Consider the following 16259-nt stretch of genomic DNA (forward strand, 5'->3'; position numbering starts at 1 on the left):
CCCTCAGCACGATGCATGACGGGGACACCGTTACCGGATCGCGTTGATCAAACGTGGACAAAAAGCTGATTCGCTGACACGCCAACGGGCCGTTGCGCGACATTCCCCCCAGATGGAAGCTCGTGCACCTGGAGGACGGCGTGGAATTTCGTATGCTGGGTCCGTTGGAATGTTGGCACGCCAACACTTCCGTGTCCCTGGGAGACCAGCAACAACGCTTCATCCTCGTCGTCCTCCTCTTGCACGCGAACAAGCCCGTGTCACCCGAACGGCTCACAGAGACCGTGTGGCCTGACAACCCCGAGCGCAGAACGCTGGTACGCGGTTACATCAACAAGCTGCGCAAGGCGTTCGAACACACCGACGCCGCGATCGACACGACACCGACCGGCTACGTGCTGCGCGTCGACGAGAACCAGATCGACACCGTGCGCTTCGACCGGTTGCGTGAAGAAGCCGCACAAGCCTTGCGGAACAACGACCAGCGCGAGGCCCTCGACCTGCTGCGCGCTGCAGTCGACCTGTGGCGCGGAAGGTTCCTGGAGGACATCGACATCGACCGGGTCGGCGGCGCCGCGGTGATCTCACCGGCCGAGAGCTTCGCCGACGCGCTGGGAGACGTCGCCGAACTGGAACTGCTCGTCGGTGACCACCGCTCGGCGCGCGACCGCATGCGCCGCGCGCTGCCGAAAGACCCCGCCAACCAGAGGTACGCCGAACTCCTCATGCGCGCGCTGATCGCGGGCGGTGACGGCGTGGGCGCCATCCGGGTCTACAAGAACGCCTGCACAGCGCTCGCGGAAGCGGGTTACGAGCCGGGATCGGCGCTGCGCAAGCTCGCGGCGCGGGCGGAGCACGGTGAGCCGGTCAGTTCGCTGCCGTCCCGCCCAGGCGGGTTCACCGGCCGGTCCAGCGAACTGGAGGCGATCGAGGCGGCCGCCGCGGTCACCGGAGAGCGACGCGCGGTGTGGATCAGCGGTGCGCTCGGCGTCGGCAAGACCGGGCTGGCCGTCGAGGCGGCGCACCGGTTGCGCTCCCGGTTCCCGGACGGCCAGCTCCTGTTGCGACTCAACGGGTTCACACCGAACGTGGCACCGATGTCCGTTTCGGACGCGCTGAGCCAGCTGCTCACCGAACTGGGTGTGCCGGCCGAGCAGATCCCGGACACGGTGGGCCGCAAGGCATCGCTCTACCAGACCCAGCTCTACGGCACGAAAACACTGGTGGTGCTGGACAACGCGGCGTCACCCGACCAGATCCGGCCGCTGCTGCCCGAGGCGCGCGACTGCTTCGCCATCGTCACGAGCCGCAAGATGGGCGAGCCGGACATCAGCGAGCACGTGCGGCTGGCCCCGATGCCCGCGGACGACGCCTCCGCGCTGTTCCGGAGGTTGACCGACCCGTTCCGGGTGCGCGGCAGGGCGGCGGACATCGCGGGCCTGGTGAAGCGCTGCGGGTACCTGCCGGTGTCGATCACGGTCGCGGCGGCGTTGCTGCGCAGGCACGACCGGTGGTCGCTCGACCACCTGCTCGGCCTCATGGACGAGGAAGGGCCGCTGCGGGAAGACGCCGCGGTGCTGGCGTCCTACCGGCAACTAGACGACCGGCAGCAGGAGCTCTTCCGGCTCTTCGGGCACCTCCCGGGACCGGACGTCGACCTCGTCGGCGCCGCGGCCCTCGCGGGTCTCGACGTCGCCGGCACCCGCAAGCTGCTCGACGACCTGCACGAGGTCTGCCTGCTGGAGGAGGTCGCGCCGAACCGGTACCAGATGCTCGACCCGATCAAGGAGTTCGCCGCTCTCGAACCTCCGCCCGCGGACGCCCTGGTGCGCCTGCTCGACTTCTACCTCGTGTCGCTGAGCAGCGCGGTGAGCGCGGCCTACCCGTTCGACCGCATCGTCCAGCCACCGGTGGACCGCACGAGCCCGCTCGGTCTGCGGTTCACCCGCGAGGACGAGGCGCTGGCGTGGATCACCGCCGAGCGCGACAACCTGATGGCCGCCATCAGGCGCTCGGGTCCCGGCCACGCGTGGCGGCTGGCCGCACTGATCTGGCGGCACTTCAACACGGCGAACCGGTTCGAGGACTGGATCGAGGCCGTCGACTCGGTTCGCGCGGAGGACGACCACGGCCAGGCGCACGTGCTGCTGCGCCTCTCCACCGCTCACGACCGGCTCGGCAAGCACGGCGAGGCGTTCGAGTTCGCCGAACAGGCGCTGAAGAGGTGGTCCCGGCTCGGCGACGTGGCGGGCGAGGCGGCGACGCTGTGCGCGCTCGCCGTGTCCGCGATGCAACTCGGCGACCACGGCGAGGCGGGGCGGTGCTACGAAGCCGCGCTGGCGAAGTACGAGCGGTGCGGGGACCTCCGGGGCCGGGCCCACGCGCTCAGCATGCTGGGCTACCTCAACGAACAGCACGGCAGGTACGACATCGCGTTGCGGCAGCACAGCGAGGCCGTCGAAATGTTGCGGGAGAGCGGCCACCTGCAAGGACTGGCGCACGCGTTGAACAACCGCGGTGCGAACCGGCAGCACCTCGGAATGCTGGAGGAGGCCATCCCCGACCACCTGGAGGCGCACGAGATCGCGGTCGAGCTCGGCGACGCCTGCGTGGCCGCCTACGCGTTGACCAACATCGCCGACGCCCACCGGCTCGCCGGCCGGCTGGGCGAAGCCCTGCACCACCACGAACTGGCCTCCGCCGCCGCGGCGGGACTGTCCGACGCGGACCTGCGCGCGAGGCTCCTGCGCGACCGGGCCGCCACGGCTCGCGACGGTGGCGACCTGGCCGGCGCGCTGCGCCTCTACCTGGCGCTGCTGGACGTGGCCACCAACACGTGCAACCGCACGCACCAGTCCCACGGTGAGATCGGGGTGGCACGGACGATGCACGCGCTGGGCAGGCATGCCGACGCGGTGGCGCACTGGAACGCGGCCGAGGCCGTGTTCGCCGAGCTCGACCAGCCGGAAGCGCAGGAGGTGCGGGCCGAGCGTGCGGCGATGACCTGTGCGTGCGGTCAGCGGTGAGTCAGGAGCCGTTTCAGGTCGGGGTAGACCTCCCGCACCGCGGGGTGGTTGTGCCACCTGCCGAGGGTTCTGGCCAGCTGCCGCAGATCCGTCCGGACGGTGGCCGAGTCGACATGCGCCGCGTCGTCGATCGTGGCGGCGAGCGTCCGGCAGCTCTGGTCGACGTCCCCTGACAACGCCTGGGCGAGCGCCTTGCGGGTGCCGAAGCGGGCCCTGGTGCGGCGCGACGTGACGGGCACGAGCGCGAGCTGCCGGTCCAGCACGGCGGCGGCCTCGGCGTTGAGCCCGAGGTCGCTCAACGCCCATCCCCTGGCCAGTTCCAGCGGGTCGGGTGCGCTGGGGCCGAGCGCCGGGTACGGGCTTTCGGGCTGCGCGGAGTCCATCAGCCGCACCGCACGGTCGAACGCGCTCTCGGCGGCGTAGCGGTCTCCGGCGAGTGCGTGCCCCTGCGCCTCACGTCGTGCGGCCAGCGCGAGGACACGGGAGCCGGCGTTGGCGATCCACTGCGCCTGCTGGGCGAGGTTGATCGTGCTCCGGGCGTCCTGCCGGTAGAACGCGATGCCCGCCTCCCGCACGAACGAGTAGCTCGCGATGTCCGGATCCCCGGCCGCGCGCGACAGTTCGGAGGCCTGCCTGGTCCACCACAGCGCCGCCTGCTCGTCGCCCGCCTCCTGGCTCATCCAGCCCGTGTACTCGGAGAGGCGCGCGGCGAGCCTCAGCAACCCCGTGCCGAGCGACCCGGTGTTCTCCCGCGCCATCCCGTGCACCGTGTGCTGCAAGGCTTTCAGCGGCTCGATGATCACCATCGGGCTGGTGCGCAGGCCCAGTGCCCGCAGGTTCTCGAACGAGGTGCGCATCCCCGCGACCACCTGGGCGTCCGGGGCCGGCCGGAGCCCGCTGCCGGCGAGCGCGCCGACACCGAGCATCGTGCCCGCCACCAGCACCTGACGGCGGGCGAGCGACGGGGTGCCGTGCATCGCGGCCTCGATCAGCCGCCCGCCCACGTCGAGCACTCCGTCGCACAGGCGGGCCACCGTCGGCGTCGGCGGTTTCAGGTCGTTCTCGATCTTGCTCAGATAGCCCTTGCTGTAATGAATCAACTTCGCCAGCTGTCCCATCGACAGCCCCGCGGCGACACGGTGTTCACGCAGCAACTCACCAAAACTTCCGGCCACGATTGCCTCCCGCTCCGGCGTCAGCCGAGTACATCACCAGAATCTGCCCGGCGCAATCGCCCTGGCCATGACAAAAAATGGCCAGGGCGCATTTGCGGCTATGTCATCCGTGCCACGGGTTGCCGCCGCCGTCCTGGGTCTCCGTGGTGGTCGTGGTGGTGGGAGGCGGCGGCGGGGTGTCGTCCGCGTTCGCCGTGCCGCCACCGGAAACAGCGGCAGCGACGGCGAGCGCGGTCACCAGCGTGGCGGCACCGGCGACGAAAGTGGACACGATTTTGGACATGACGAATCCTCCGAAGGAAATCGCAATTGATTTCGGGATTTCGCCCGCCGTTCTGCGGGCTACTTCGAGGATTCATCTTCAGAATTCGCGATAACAGGTGTTTCCCGTTGCCCACCGAGGTGGTCAACACGTCCACTCCTCATCCACTTCTGGTCGACACCCGGCGTGGATGCTGCGCGCACCCGGCCGAGGGCCGGCCAACACCCGAGGAGGTTGGAGTGACCGAATCCGCGACCTACGACATCGCCGTGTCGTTCGCCGAAGAGCAGCGCGCCGTGGTCGGCGAGGTGGTCGAGGCGTGCCGGCAACGCGGCCTGACCGTGCTGGAGGGCAACGACCTGCCCGACGCCAGGGTGCGCTTCTTCGTGCCGTTCGTGTCCAGTGTGGACGAACTGGCGGTGAACGGTGACGAGCACGTGCTGCCGGTGCTGACAGGTGACGCTCCCGCGCCGTCATCGTTCCTGCGCACGGACGAGGGCCTGGTGGACGCACTCGTCAGCCGGGTGGAGGCGGCCGAAACCGCGGGCAGGGAACGGGTGTCCGTCGCCGAGGCGGCGACCGCGACCGAGGTGGCCGTCGCCGAGGTGGAGGCCGCACCCGCCACCAGCCCCTTGCGTTCCCTGGCCGAACAGTTCGCCGCCGCGGGCGCCAAGCGCGATCTCTCCGGCACCCTGCACCTCGGCGACACCACGATCGCCGTCCGCGTCGAACGAGCAGGCGACACCGTGTACGCGGTGGAAGTCCGCGACGAGACCGTGAACTTCGTCGTCCTGGGCGGCACCACCGAACTGCTCTCCACGCTGCACCAACGGATCGAGGCCATGCTGGCCCCGTGACGCGAAAAGGGCGGTGCCCCCGTCGGGGACACCGCCCTTTCTCACTGCTTCCTGGCTCGCTCGACCACTTCCTCGAGCCGCAGCGGGCTCGGCGGGTGATGACTCAGGCACAACGGCGTCCGCATCCGCCGGAACCCGAACGTGTCCCCGGTGACGTAGAACTGCCCGCGCTCCAGCCGCGAGATGTCCGCGATCGAACTCCCCTTGGCCCGCGCCATGTCCGTGGCCGCGGCGATCTGCGCCGGACTGTTCAACCGCCCGAAGAACTGCGTGGTCGCGTTACCGGTGACCTGGTTGTGCACACCCTTCGGCGCCTGCGTGGCGAGCAACAACCCCAACCCGTACTTGCGAGCCTGCGACGCCAGCAGGATCGTCGTCTGCGTGCTGGCCGTCGCCTGACCGGACGGCGCGATCGTCTGCGCCTCGTCCATGACCATCAGCCCGCCGAGCGGCCGATCGGCCGCCGGGTTCCGCTTGATCCAGGCGAACACCTCCAGCTGCAACTGGCTGATGAACCCCTGCCGCTGCTCGTCGGACGGCAACCCCACGAAGCTGATCACCGAGATCCGCGCCTTCTTCCCCGGCGCCGGCTCGAGCAGCACACCGGGATCCGTGGGCTCCCCCTGCCCGGCCAGCAGAGGATCGTTGACCATCGCGGCCCGCAACGTCTCCGCGAGATCAGCCGCCGTGGCCGCCGCCGAGTGCAACTTGCTGACACCCTCCGGCAACTCCGCCAGCAGGTCCACGAACCCGTTCAGATCCCGCCTGTCGTTGCGCGCGTAGTACTTCAAGGCCTCCTTGAGCACAGCCCGCCCCCGAACAGCGAACTTCGTCCCGTTCACGATCCGCGCATGGGGCAGCAGCCGGGCCACGGCCGCCTCGACCGCCGCCCCGAACTCGTCCTCGTCCCCACGAACCAATGCGAAATCGGGCAGGGGATGAAAACTCAACGGCCGCCCACCGGCCCGCCCGGGCGTCCACACGACGACCTCGGTGCCGGCGAGGTACTCGGCGGCCCTGGCCTCGTCCCCGGCCCGCCACTCCCCCGGCACCTCGGGCCAGGCATCACCCAGCCGCGCCAGGTCGTTGTTGGGATCCAGCACGATCGCCGAAACCCCCTGCAGCGCACACTCTTCGACGATCCGGCGCAACAACACCGTCTTACCGCTACCGGACCCGGCGAACACGATCGCGTGCTTGCGCAGCGACTCCAGCTCGATCCGGATCTCCCCGTCCATCCCGAGCACGATCTCGCCGTCAACGGGCTCCGGCCGTGACTGCAGCGGCTTTTCCGGCTGCGGCGGAGGGCGTGTCTCCTGGTGCCCGCTCCGCGCGGCGGCCCGCGCCGGATCGGGCAGGATCTGCCGCAGGAACGTGGTGCTGCTGGCCGGTTTGCGTGCGGCGAGCCACGCGAACAGCTGATAGCTCTGCGTCGACCACATCTCCTTGAGCGCGCCGAAGGTCCGCAGGTCGTCGTCGGAGACGTCGATGCTCCTGCCACCACTTCGTTCGAACTCCGCGACCTCGCCTCTGGTCTTCGCACCGGTCCACCCCTTGGAGCCGTTGCGGATCACGACCAGGTGGCGGCCCCGGACGTTCGCCGCCGCGGCGCGGGCGTCCCGCATCCTGCGCAGCACGCGGTTGCCGTGGCTGCTGGCGATGAGCCGGAACACCCAGCGCTCCTCGACGTCCTTCTCCTCGTCCACGGTGTGGCGCAGCCCCGCGTGCAGGCTGTTGTCGTCGGACTGGGGTTCCGGATGCCAGGTGAGGTCGTCGTTGCCGATCTCCGTGACCCAGGACTTCAGACCTGCCAGCAGCAATGCCGGCATGACCTCGTCCTCGTTGTGCGGCTTGACGTCCGCAGCCGCCAGACTGGCCAGCGCGCGCAGTCTCTCGAACTCGGCGTCGAGCTCGGCCAGGTCGTCGGGCTCAGGCCCCGAGGGCGTGGCGGGGGCCTGGACGGGCTTCTGGGCCGGCTTCGGCGCCGTTTTCTCGGCGGCCTGCTCCTGAGCGGGTTGTTCGGCGAACGAGCGCAGTTCCCTGATTTCGCCGTGGAAACAGCTTTCAGCGTGCGCGTGGATGCGCTTGAGCAGCTCTCGTGGAGTCATCGGCTGCCAGGAACCGAACGCCTCGGGAGCGACTGGCCACGTCGGGTGCGGTGGCGTGATCCCTTTGCGCTGGTAGATGGAACCCAGCCACTTCTCCACGAGCACGCGCGCGAGCTCGGCGTCCGTGATGGCGACGAGGATCGGGGTCGTCGTGAAGCGGTCGCCCACGGTGTCGCTCGCGATCGACCCGAGCCTCACCCAGGTGTTGGGCAGGCACGCCACGACCGTCAGCGTTCGCCTCGTGGTCTCACGGAGCTGCATCAGCCCGTCGGAGATGAGTGCGATCTCCTGGGCCAGCTCGGTGTTCGTCGTCTCCTCGTCGAAGGCTTCCTGGCTCTTGTTGACGAGCGTGTCCAGCTGGTCGACGGCGACCACGCACGGTCCCGTCAGCGCGAGGATGCGGGAGATGTCGCGCACGAGCGTCTGCGGGCGCTTCGGCTTGACCGGCAGGCCCCAGTGACGACGCTCGTCCTGCGACTCCTCCAGCCCTTCCAGGTAGGCACGACCGACGTCCGCGTGCTCGGAGGCGTACAACACCAGCGCTTTGACCGTGTCACCGCATTCGACCGCGATCCGGCTTTCCACCTGACGCAGGCCGTTCAGCAACGCGCGGAGGTCGTCCGGAATCAGCGGAGCCTCACCGAGGACCGCCCGCGTGACCTCCTCCGAGGCGTTCGCCCGCTGGCACAGCTGCTTCAGCAACACCGTCAGCTGGAAGTCGCCGTCGTCGTTGGTCCTGAGGAGCTCGCTGCGCATCGCGTCGGCGACGTCGTCCCAGAACATCTGGCCGGAGGTGAGCTCGATCAGGAAGAAGTACCCGCCTTCCCGCTGCACCATCCGGCGCACCGAGCCGAGCAGGTGGGTCTTCCCGATGCCCTTGCGTCCCTGCAACGCGAGCCCGATGGGGCTGGGGCCGTTGCTCGCCTTGGCATCGGCGATACCGGTCCTGATGCGGTGCTCCGCCCTCGGGTGCAGACCGTCGACGTGGGACGGCGAGGTCTGCCAGACGTCGTCGGGCGTCTCGGCGGAGTTGAAGCGCAGCGCGGCCAGCGCCTCCCGCAACTGGGCGGTCATGACGACTCCTCGATCGCGATGAGGTGCAGGTCCTCACCACCGATCCGAACCGCCGAGGCACGGTCTTCGGCGGTGAGCATCTTGGTGTTCGAGTCCGGTGCCAGGTGGACGGTCCCGGTCTTCATCATCTCCAGCAGCACGTCGTCCACCTCGCCCTTGCCGGCGCCGTTCAGGCGGGGACGGATGCGGGCCAGGCGGATCCAGTCCTCCGGCGCGGTGGCCAGATCGGCGTAGGCCGCGCGGATCAACGACTCCAGGTCGCCCGAGCGGACCGCCTCGGCGAGCAGACCACGCCGGTGGAGGAACCCGATGACGCGGCGCAGCATCTCGGCGTGCGCCCGCGCCAGCGGCCCCGAGCGGGTCGGTCCCTCGCCGCCCACGAGGTCGTTCATGCACCACTCGACACCCTTGTCGGTGATCTCGTGCACCAACCTGCCGCCCTCTTTCGAGGTCGACATCAACTCGTCGTCGTTCAGCGGACCGCGTTCCTTGGGCGGCAGCTTGATCTTGAACCGGTCGCTCAACTCCTTGTGCGCAATGGCGCGGTCTTCCAGCATCAGCTGCATCAGTGCCGCCCGTGCCTGAGGGCCGTACGTCTCCGGCATCACGCCGCCTTTCAGTTCGTCAACGCGTTGATTCGTCGATCGATCCGGGTGAGCAGGTCGCCCACCTCGGCACGCAGTCGCGCCGGCAGCTCGATCCCGGCCCCGTCGCGGTGGGACTTGCTGAGCAGCAGGAGGTCGGCCGATCGGTCGCGCAGCAGGTCCATGTCCCCGTCGTCGAGCGCTGAGGCCATGCCGAGCACCGTCTCGTCGATGAGCGCGGACCTCCCCGCGTACGGCAGCAGCTCGGGCAACTCCCGCAGAGCCGCCTCCGCACCGCGCAGCGCTTCGAGGTCCGGTTCGGTCTCAGGGGCCGGCGTCGCCCGGATGAGGTCGTGCAGCTCCCGTGCCACCCGGACGGGACGGGAGGCCGGGTCGAACTCGAGATGCCTCAGGTTGCGCAGGAAGCCGGGCAGCCGCTCGCGGTCCGTACCGCGGGTCAGCAGGCAGAACATCTGCCGCTGGGCACCGTCCGGCCTGAGCGTGCGCCGCACGAACCGTTCCGCCTCGGTCAGCTGCCACCGGCTGAGCTCACCGTCGACCACGAGGCAGAGGTGTTCGGCGGGGTCACCGGTCTGGTCGAGGAACTCGGGATCGCCCGACACCGACCTGTCCGCCGTCATTCCCAGCAGCCGGAGCTCGGTGATCAGCTCCGTTCCCGTGCGCCACAACGTTCGCGGGCTGGACACGAGGAGGTCCCAGTCGAACTTGCGCCGCCGCGAGCGGGCCGCCGCGACATAGGCGTCGCGGTTGTCGGCCAGCAGGTCGGTCCGATCGAACTGGTGCGCCATGACCGCGGCGACGGTCTCGAGCGCGAAGGAGATCTGGTCCGGTGACGGAGGACGCTCGGCCATCACGGGAAGCAGCTCGCCGAAGCTCCAGTAGGAGATGTACGGAACCGTCAGATGCCGCACCATCTGCTCCGGGGTGACGCCCTTGACCAGCCAGTTGCCGAACAAGGGGGCGACGACCCCGACGCACTTCTGCTGCCACTCCTCGGCCCGCTGGTACTCCATCCGGTTGTCCAGCCGGGACAGCACCGGCATCACCTGGTGGCGCGGCCGGTCGTAGGGCAGCCGATCCCTCGCCATGTCCGCGAGGTGGGCGATGTCCACCACCTCGTTGAGGTTCTGCTCGTTGGCGGTGAACACCACCACCAGGCGGTCCGGGAGTTGTGCGGTGCAGATGCCCGCGATGTCGGAGACACCCGTCCGGCTGTCGATCAGCACGAAGTCGTACTTGGCGGTCCACTCGTCGCGGCGGTCTTCGAGGAACGCGGCGAAACCCTGCTCGTAGAGGTCCGCCCAGTCGATCTCCTGCATCCGGTACGCGTAGGAGAGGTCGAGCTTGTTGCCCACGACCTTGCCGGCGGCCATCAGGTCGAGCACGCCGCCCTCGACGTCGACACGGACCGTGTGCGGTCCGGGCGCTTCGACCTTTCTGATGAAGTCGTGTGCGAGATCGACCACGCCGCTGTCGGGCACCTGGGAAAGGTGTGGGCGGAAGTAGAGGTGAAGACCCGGGGCCTCCAGGTCCCAATCGATGGCGAGCACCCGGTAACCCCACCGTGCGAGCAACACCGCCGTGTTGGCCAAGGTGAAGCTGCGCCCGACGCCGCCTTTGTAGGAGTAGAACGTGATCACGGTTCCGGACATGGCTTGAACCTCGGTAAGGGCGGTCGCGGAGTGACGATCGGGTCAGGACGCTCGACGATCGGCCAGTCGGGTCGCCAGTCGGGAACCTGGTCCGCCAGTTCGACCAGATCGCACGCCAGCTGCTTCACCTCTTTGTGGAACTGGAAGTAGTGGACGGTCTGCTGGTAAACCGGATCGGGATGCGCGTATTCCTTGAAGTCGTGCCATTTGCGCATCCGTTCCTCCATCGGGAAGTTCTCCGAATCCGAGTAGAGGATCGGGTAGATCAGTCCCTGGGGGATCTTGTCGCTCGCGAAGCCGAGCATGTCCTCTCGCGCCCGCATGCTGTAGAGCTCCGCCATGCACCAGCCGGAGGTGAAGTAGTGCGGGGTCATGACCTGGATCATGATCTTGCTGCGCCGCAGCGAGGTCTCCAGGTTGTGCGACCACTCCACCGCCTTGGGCATGAACCGGTCCATGTAGACCCTGGGCGTGGGCGCGCACTCGTCGGCGAGACACTCGACGAGTTTGTTGTAGAAGTGGTTCAGCAGCCATTTCTGCACACTGCCCTGGCGGCTGTAGCTGATGAAGAAATCGAACTGATAGCCGGACACAGCGACCAACAGTAGATGCGACTATGCCGCGATAAAAGACAAAAAAGTGGGCATTTTCAGCCGTTCCGACCATTAATTGGACAAAAACTGGGCGGACACGACGTTGCCGCGAACAGCAAGAAGCCCTCGATCATGTTCGATCGAGGGCTTCTGCAGTGAGTGGACGATACAGGGATTGAACCTGTGACCCCTACCGTGTCAAGGTAGTGCTCTCCCGCTGAGCTAATCGTCCGAGCGGATGACGAGACTCGAACTCGCGACCCTCACCTTGGCAAGGTGATGCGCTACCAACTGCGCTACATCCGCGTGCGCCGCGGTTTCCCGTGGTGCGAGAGGAACTTTATCCGACGGTCCCCCGAAGTTCCAAATCGGCTGATCTTCGGGGTGACGCACCCGCCGGCACGCCGGTGAAACGACAGCGGGGCCAGGTGCGCTGTGCACCTGGCCCCGCTCGCCGATCCGAAGTGGACGATACAGGGATTGAACCTGTGACCCCTACCGTGTCAAGGTAGTGCTCTCCCGCTGAGCTAATCGTCCGAGGCGGAGACGGGAATCGAACCCGTGTACAGGGCTTTGCAGGCCCTTGCCTAAGCCACTCGGCCACTCCGCCAGGAGCATGACCCCACGGCAAGTACACCGTGGAACCACAGAGCGGATGACGAGACTCGAACTCGCGACCCTCACCTTGGCAAGGTGATGCGCTACCAACTGCGCTACATCCGCGTACATCACTGACTTCATGATGTTGAAACGAAGCTTATACGAGGGGTTCAAGCGAGTTTCACCGGGGGTGCCCGCTTCGGCATCGCGGGCCCCCTACCTCGGATTATTCAGCTCAAGTCGTTCGAGATGAGGTGCGTGAGCGCCTCATCGACGTTGACCCAGAGGTGCTCGTTGCCCGGCACGACGACGTCGTAGGTCCGATCGAGGAAGTCGGCGAGTTCCTGGGCGGACGCCTCGAACATGGCGTGCCCGGAAGGCGAGCTCAGCTCGATCACGACGACCTCGGGGTCGTCTGCGGCGGGGCGGATCCGGACGTCACCGTCGCCGGCGTCGGCGATGAGCCCGTCTGCGAGCAGGTCGCGGGCGTACACCCACTCGACCCAACCGGCGCGGCCGGTGCGGAACGCGGCCACGACCGCGTACGGGTCCTTCGTGTCGTATCGAAGCTCCACTTGAACCGGGACCGCGGGGGTCCTCGGTGCCAGCAGGTCGAAGACCGCTGTCGAGCGGAGCGTCACGTGATCGTTGCGCATCGTCGTTACCCTCTTCTCCCTTCCCGGTCAATGAAACGACCGAGCACCTTAGTTGTGACGTGCATGTGGCGAGGAACGCTCGCGAATCGGGTCCAGATCACCCCATCGGGTCAGCTCGACTTCGCAACGCGACCGCGTGCACGCGCTCCGTGGCCTCCTCGCTCGTTAGCCGGTGTTCAGCGACTCCCATCTTGCTGGGTCTAACCTGAACCCGGTACCGGCTGTTGCGCGAATGTTGGACGTGAGGACATCTCTGGTGGCTGACTCGCCCGGCCCAACCGTTGCGTCGAGCGACGGCCGGCCGACCGATTTCGAGCTCGTGCAAAGACTCGCACAGGGCGATCGGTCGGCGTTCGGTGAGCTGTACGACAGGTACGGCACACCAGCATATTCGCTGGCCAGGCGCATCTGCGTGGACCCGGAACTGGCCGAGGACGTCGTCCAGGAAGCCTTCCTCGCACTCTGGCGGCACCCTGCCAGGTTCGACCCCGCCCGCGGAAGTTTCGGCACCTGGTTGATGACTTTGGTGCACCACCGCGCGGTCGACGCCGTACGCAAGGAGAACACTCAGCGTCGTCGGTCTGTTCCCCTCACCGACGACATCTCCCCTCCTGCCGAGGGCTCCGACCACGCAGCGTTGATCAGCGTGGTGAGCGCCGAGGTCAGAGCGGCCCTGCACACGCTGCCGGAAGAACAGCGCCAAGTAATAGCGCTCGCCTATCTCGGCGGCTACACGCAGTGCGAGGTGGCAAAGCTGACAGGCGTCCCACTGGGAACTGTGAAATCGCGCACGTTCGCGGCGATCAGACGCCTGAGAGGCACGTTGGGGAACTTGTGGGCCGGAGAGACCGGCGAGACGACAGGAGTTCACCGGTGAACGGCGACCTGTGCGCTCACGAGGAGCTCGCCGTCGGCTGGGCGATGCACTCGTTGGAGCCAGACGAGGAAGCACTGGCCCGCGACCACGTGCCTACGTGCACCACGTGCCAGCGCACCGTCCAGGCGACGCAGGAGGTGCTGGCGGGCATCGGCGGCGCGGTCCACCAGGAACAGCCACCACCCCGCCTGCGCGCGAAGCTAATGGAACAGATCGAGCACATCCCTCAGGAAGTGCCCGTCCACCACACCCCGCCCCACGCCGCGCCGATCCCACTGCGCCCGCAACACCGCCGCCGCACCGGCCGCGTCCTGCTGGCCGCCGCGGCAGCGTTGGCCGTACTGGCAGGCGCCGGCTACCTCGGCGTGCGCGTGAACCAGCTCTCGAACGAGGTAGCGGCCTCCCAGGCCCGCACCGAAGACCTGAACAAGGCCCTCTCCCTGGCCGCCGACCCGGCCACGAACAGGGCGGTCCTGCGCACGGGCTCAGGCGACGAGGTGGCCGTCGTCCTCTCGAACCCGACCTCGGGCGCCGTGGTGCCGATGAACCTGAAACCGAACGACTCGGGTCACGTTTACGTAGTCTGGGGCGCGAGCACCAAAGCGCCGGTACCGTTGGCGATGTTCGACGTACGAGCCGGTTCGACCGACCCGCAACTGCTGGCCTGGTCCTCCGACGCGCACAAGCACACGACCTTCGCGGTGTCGCTCGAACCAGGCCGCCAGGCCCCGCCGAAACCCTCGGAGGTGCTAGCGGGCGGCCAGGTTGCACCCGCCTGAATCCCAACAGGATGATCGACACATGACGAAGCCCGACGTGAAGCCCGAAGAGCACAAGGGCTGGCGCCACTGGTTCCACAGGAACCCGGCGCTGAACCTGGCCTACCGGATCGGCGTGGGCGTGATCGGCGGCCTGGTCCTGATCGCGGGCATCATCATGATCCCGTATCCGGGCCCGGGCTGGCTCGTGGTCTTCGCGGGCCTCGCCATCCTCGCCACGGAGTTCGAGTGGGCAGGCCGAGTCCTGCAGTTCGCCAAGCGCTACTACGACCGCTGGGTCGCGTGGCTCAAGCGCCAGCCGTCCTGGGTCCGCGGCCTGGTGATGGCGGGCGTCTGCGCCATCGTCCTCGTAACCTGCTACTTCCTCAACGTGTTCGCGCTGGTAGGCGGCTGGTTCGGCCTTGAGTGGAGCTGGTTGCAGAGCCCGATTTTTGGTTCTCGTTGATGATGTTGTAGGCTATGGCCACACCGCGAGAGCGGGACAGCAACACAACAGAACACGGGCGTTTAGCTCAGCGGGAGAGCGCTTCGTTCACACCGAAGAGGTCACTGGTTCGATCCCAGTATCGCCCACAGTGTGTTTTACCTAGTCAGACGGCCTGTCGATGGATTCCATCGGCGGGCCGTTTGTCGTTGCGGGGAGCAAATGGGGAGCACGGCCTGATGAACACATTCGCGATACCTAAGCGTTCATGCCGCTGACGGCCCATTTTCCCGCTCCCACGTCCATCCCCCGTCTTCTTCCCAGCGGCGCTGCAACCCCGCCAGCATCCGGGCGATCATGACGTCGGTCACGTGCGAGTAGTTGTCGTCGACGTCCTTGCGCTTGTGACCCAACCGGGCCAGCCGCACCACCCGAGGAACCTGATCCTCGATCAGCCACGTCTCGTGCGTGTGCCGCAGATCGTGGAAGTGCAGCTCCGGGTTCAACGGTTTCCATCCCAGCTTCGGGTTGCCGGCCTTCGCGGGCAACCACGCCCGCTGCCGGAAGTTGGACCGCCGCCGCAACGCACCCCGGGCACCGGGGAACACGAACTGCGACTCCCAGTTCCGTTCGCGGTGTGCGATCAACTCGGCGACCAGGAACGGCGGCAGGTGTACCGTGCGCGCGCTGGCAGGAGTCTTGGGCGGACCCAGCTCCAACCTGTGTCCCCGGACCTCGTGCAACGCACCGATGTCCGGATCCACCACGATCTTCGGGTTGTCGCCGAGATGGGTTCGGCTCCACTGCAGACCAGCGAGCTCACCCCACCGCATCCCGGTGTAGGCGGCCGTGATCGTCAGCAACCCGTCGTCCGGTTCCATCCTGCCCGCCAACGCGTCCACCTCGTCCGTCGTCGCGATCGGTCGCTCAGGACGGTCCTCGAAGTTGATCCGCAACTTCGCGCAGGGATTCGACCCGATAAGCCCTTCTTCGACGGCTTCGCCGAGGATCTGGGAGAACAGCACCAGGATGTCCTTGGCGCTCTTGTCACTCAGTTTCGTACGCAGCGTCTTGTTAACCCACCCCTTCACCTTGATCCGCTCGATGTCACCGACCGCCGTGCCAGACCAGTGCGGCAGGATGTGGTTACGCAGATGCGAGTCATACGTCGACCACGTCATCGCCGTGACACCGTGGGCGTCCGCCCAACTCCTGACCCACTCGTCGACCGTGGTCTTCGCCAGCCTGGGATCGGCGAACCGCCGTCGCCTCTGATCCGACTCCACATCCGCCGCACGGTCCTCCGCAGCGGCCTTGGTCGCGAACCCGTTCTCCGAGAAGACCGTGCCGTCGTCCAACCTGTAGCGAACCCGGAAACCATCTCTGAGGTTCACCCCAGGCAGTGGACACCGAGTTAGCAGGACCAGCGGTTCTGCTGGAAGGATGTCCGTATGCCTCCTCGTAAGCGCCGGTCGTACACGGCTGAGTACAAGGTCGAGGCTGCGCATCGTGTGATCGATTCCGGTCGCACGATCAGCGAGGTCGCCCGCGAGCTGGGGATCGACGCGGGG

General features: G+C 67.5%; 14 protein-coding genes and 6 tRNA genes. 7 read left to right on the forward strand and 13 right to left on the reverse strand.

The window, feature by feature from the left end:
- The first annotated feature begins 191 nt into the window (after positions 1 to 191).
- A complete protein-coding gene (locus tag SK571_RS29155) occupies positions 192 to 3026 on the forward strand; it encodes an AfsR/SARP family transcriptional regulator (protein WP_319987275.1) in 2835 nt (944 codons plus the stop codon).
- On the opposite strand, the gene SK571_RS29160 is transcribed toward SK571_RS29155, so the two are convergent.
- Together SK571_RS29160 and SK571_RS29165 are read right to left on the reverse strand one after the other, a co-directional pair.
- Complete coding sequence (locus SK571_RS29160; protein ID WP_319987276.1) at positions 3017 to 4201, reverse strand: helix-turn-helix domain-containing protein; 1185 nt, start codon at positions 4199 to 4201, stop codon at positions 3017 to 3019. The genes SK571_RS29155 and SK571_RS29160 overlap by 10 nt on opposite strands.
- A gap of 103 nt (positions 4202 to 4304) precedes the next feature.
- Positions 4305 to 4484: a hypothetical protein gene (locus tag SK571_RS29165; RefSeq protein ID WP_319987277.1), complete on the reverse strand. Its 180-nt coding sequence runs from the start codon at positions 4482 to 4484 to the stop codon at positions 4305 to 4307.
- Positions 4485 to 4702: 218 nt separating this feature from the next.
- On the opposite strand from SK571_RS29165, the gene SK571_RS29170 reads away from it, so the two are divergent.
- Positions 4703 to 5320, forward strand: a complete 618-nt coding sequence (locus tag SK571_RS29170) for a hypothetical protein (RefSeq protein WP_319987278.1) — start codon at positions 4703 to 4705, stop codon at positions 5318 to 5320.
- 41 nt (positions 5321 to 5361) lie between these two features.
- Here the strand turns inward: SK571_RS29170 and SK571_RS29175 are convergent, their stop codons facing one another.
- The 10 genes from SK571_RS29175 to SK571_RS29220 all read right to left on the reverse strand — a co-directional run bounded on the left by SK571_RS29175 (position 5362) and on the right by SK571_RS29220 (position 12608).
- Positions 5362 to 8502, reverse strand: coding sequence for an ATP-binding protein (locus SK571_RS29175; protein WP_319987279.1), 3141 nt, complete (start codon positions 8500 to 8502; stop codon positions 5362 to 5364).
- Positions 8499 to 9107 carry a hypothetical protein gene (locus SK571_RS29180; protein WP_319987280.1) on the reverse strand — a complete coding sequence of 203 codons (609 nt, stop codon included), beginning with the start codon at positions 9105 to 9107 and terminating at the stop codon, positions 8499 to 8501. The genes SK571_RS29175 and SK571_RS29180 overlap by 4 nt, the downstream gene beginning before the upstream one ends.
- Positions 9108 to 9118: 11 nt before the next feature.
- A complete protein-coding gene (locus SK571_RS29185; RefSeq protein WP_319987281.1) occupies positions 9119 to 10759 on the reverse strand; it encodes a KGGVGR-motif variant AAA ATPase in 1641 nt (546 codons plus the stop codon).
- Positions 10744 to 11352 (reverse strand): TIR domain-containing protein, encoded by a 609-nt coding sequence (locus tag SK571_RS29190; RefSeq protein ID WP_319987282.1) that lies wholly within the window; start codon positions 11350 to 11352, stop codon positions 10744 to 10746. Before SK571_RS29190 ends, SK571_RS29185 begins: the two co-directional genes overlap by 16 nt.
- A 160-nt stretch (positions 11353 to 11512) precedes the next feature.
- Positions 11513 to 11584 (reverse strand) — tRNA-Val (locus SK571_RS29195).
- A 1-nt stretch (position 11585) separates the two neighbouring features.
- Positions 11586 to 11658: transfer RNA gene (locus SK571_RS29200), tRNA-Gly, on the reverse strand.
- A gap of 159 nt (positions 11659 to 11817) precedes the next feature.
- A tRNA-Val gene (locus SK571_RS29205) sits at positions 11818 to 11889 on the reverse strand.
- Position 11890: 1 nt separating this feature from the next.
- Positions 11891 to 11962 (reverse strand) — tRNA-Cys (locus SK571_RS29210).
- A 40-nt stretch (positions 11963 to 12002) separates the two neighbouring features.
- A tRNA-Gly gene (locus SK571_RS29215) sits at positions 12003 to 12075 on the reverse strand.
- Between the two features lie 107 nt (positions 12076 to 12182).
- Positions 12183 to 12608 carry an SsgA family sporulation/cell division regulator gene (locus tag SK571_RS29220; protein ID WP_030477975.1) on the reverse strand — a complete coding sequence of 142 codons (426 nt, stop codon included), beginning with the start codon at positions 12606 to 12608 and terminating at the stop codon, positions 12183 to 12185.
- A gap of 256 nt (positions 12609 to 12864) precedes the next feature.
- On the opposite strand from SK571_RS29220, the gene SK571_RS29225 reads away from it, so the two are divergent.
- The 4 genes from SK571_RS29225 to SK571_RS29240 all read left to right on the forward strand — a co-directional run bounded on the left by SK571_RS29225 (position 12865) and on the right by SK571_RS29240 (position 14837).
- Positions 12865 to 13485 (forward strand): RNA polymerase sigma factor, encoded by a 621-nt coding sequence (locus SK571_RS29225; RefSeq protein ID WP_319987283.1) that lies wholly within the window; start codon positions 12865 to 12867, stop codon positions 13483 to 13485.
- The gene (locus SK571_RS29230; protein WP_319987284.1) at positions 13482 to 14264 is read left to right on the forward strand and encodes an anti-sigma factor; all 783 of its coding nucleotides are present in this window, start codon (positions 13482 to 13484) and stop codon (positions 14262 to 14264) included. Before SK571_RS29225 ends, SK571_RS29230 begins: the two co-directional genes overlap by 4 nt.
- A gap of 22 nt (positions 14265 to 14286) precedes the next feature.
- Entirely contained in the window at positions 14287 to 14709 is a 423-nt protein-coding gene (locus tag SK571_RS29235) for a TIGR02611 family protein (protein ID WP_319987285.1), read from the forward strand.
- 56 nt (positions 14710 to 14765) lie between these two features.
- Positions 14766 to 14837, forward strand: a tRNA-Val gene (locus SK571_RS29240).
- A gap of 117 nt (positions 14838 to 14954) precedes the next feature.
- On the opposite strand, the gene SK571_RS29245 is transcribed toward SK571_RS29240, so the two are convergent.
- Complete coding sequence (locus SK571_RS29245; protein ID WP_319987286.1) at positions 14955 to 16082, reverse strand: tyrosine-type recombinase/integrase; 1128 nt, start codon at positions 16080 to 16082, stop codon at positions 14955 to 14957.
- A 57-nt stretch (positions 16083 to 16139) separates the two neighbouring features.
- Between SK571_RS29245 and SK571_RS29250 the strand changes: the two genes are divergently transcribed.
- Positions 16140 to 16259, forward strand: a 120-nt coding sequence (locus tag SK571_RS29250) for a transposase (protein ID WP_319987295.1), incomplete at its 3' end; no start/stop codon positions are given.

It is taken from the genome of Lentzea kristufekii (assembly GCF_033949925.1).
Taxonomy (GTDB): domain Bacteria; phylum Actinomycetota; class Actinomycetes; order Mycobacteriales; family Pseudonocardiaceae; genus Lentzea; species Lentzea kristufekii.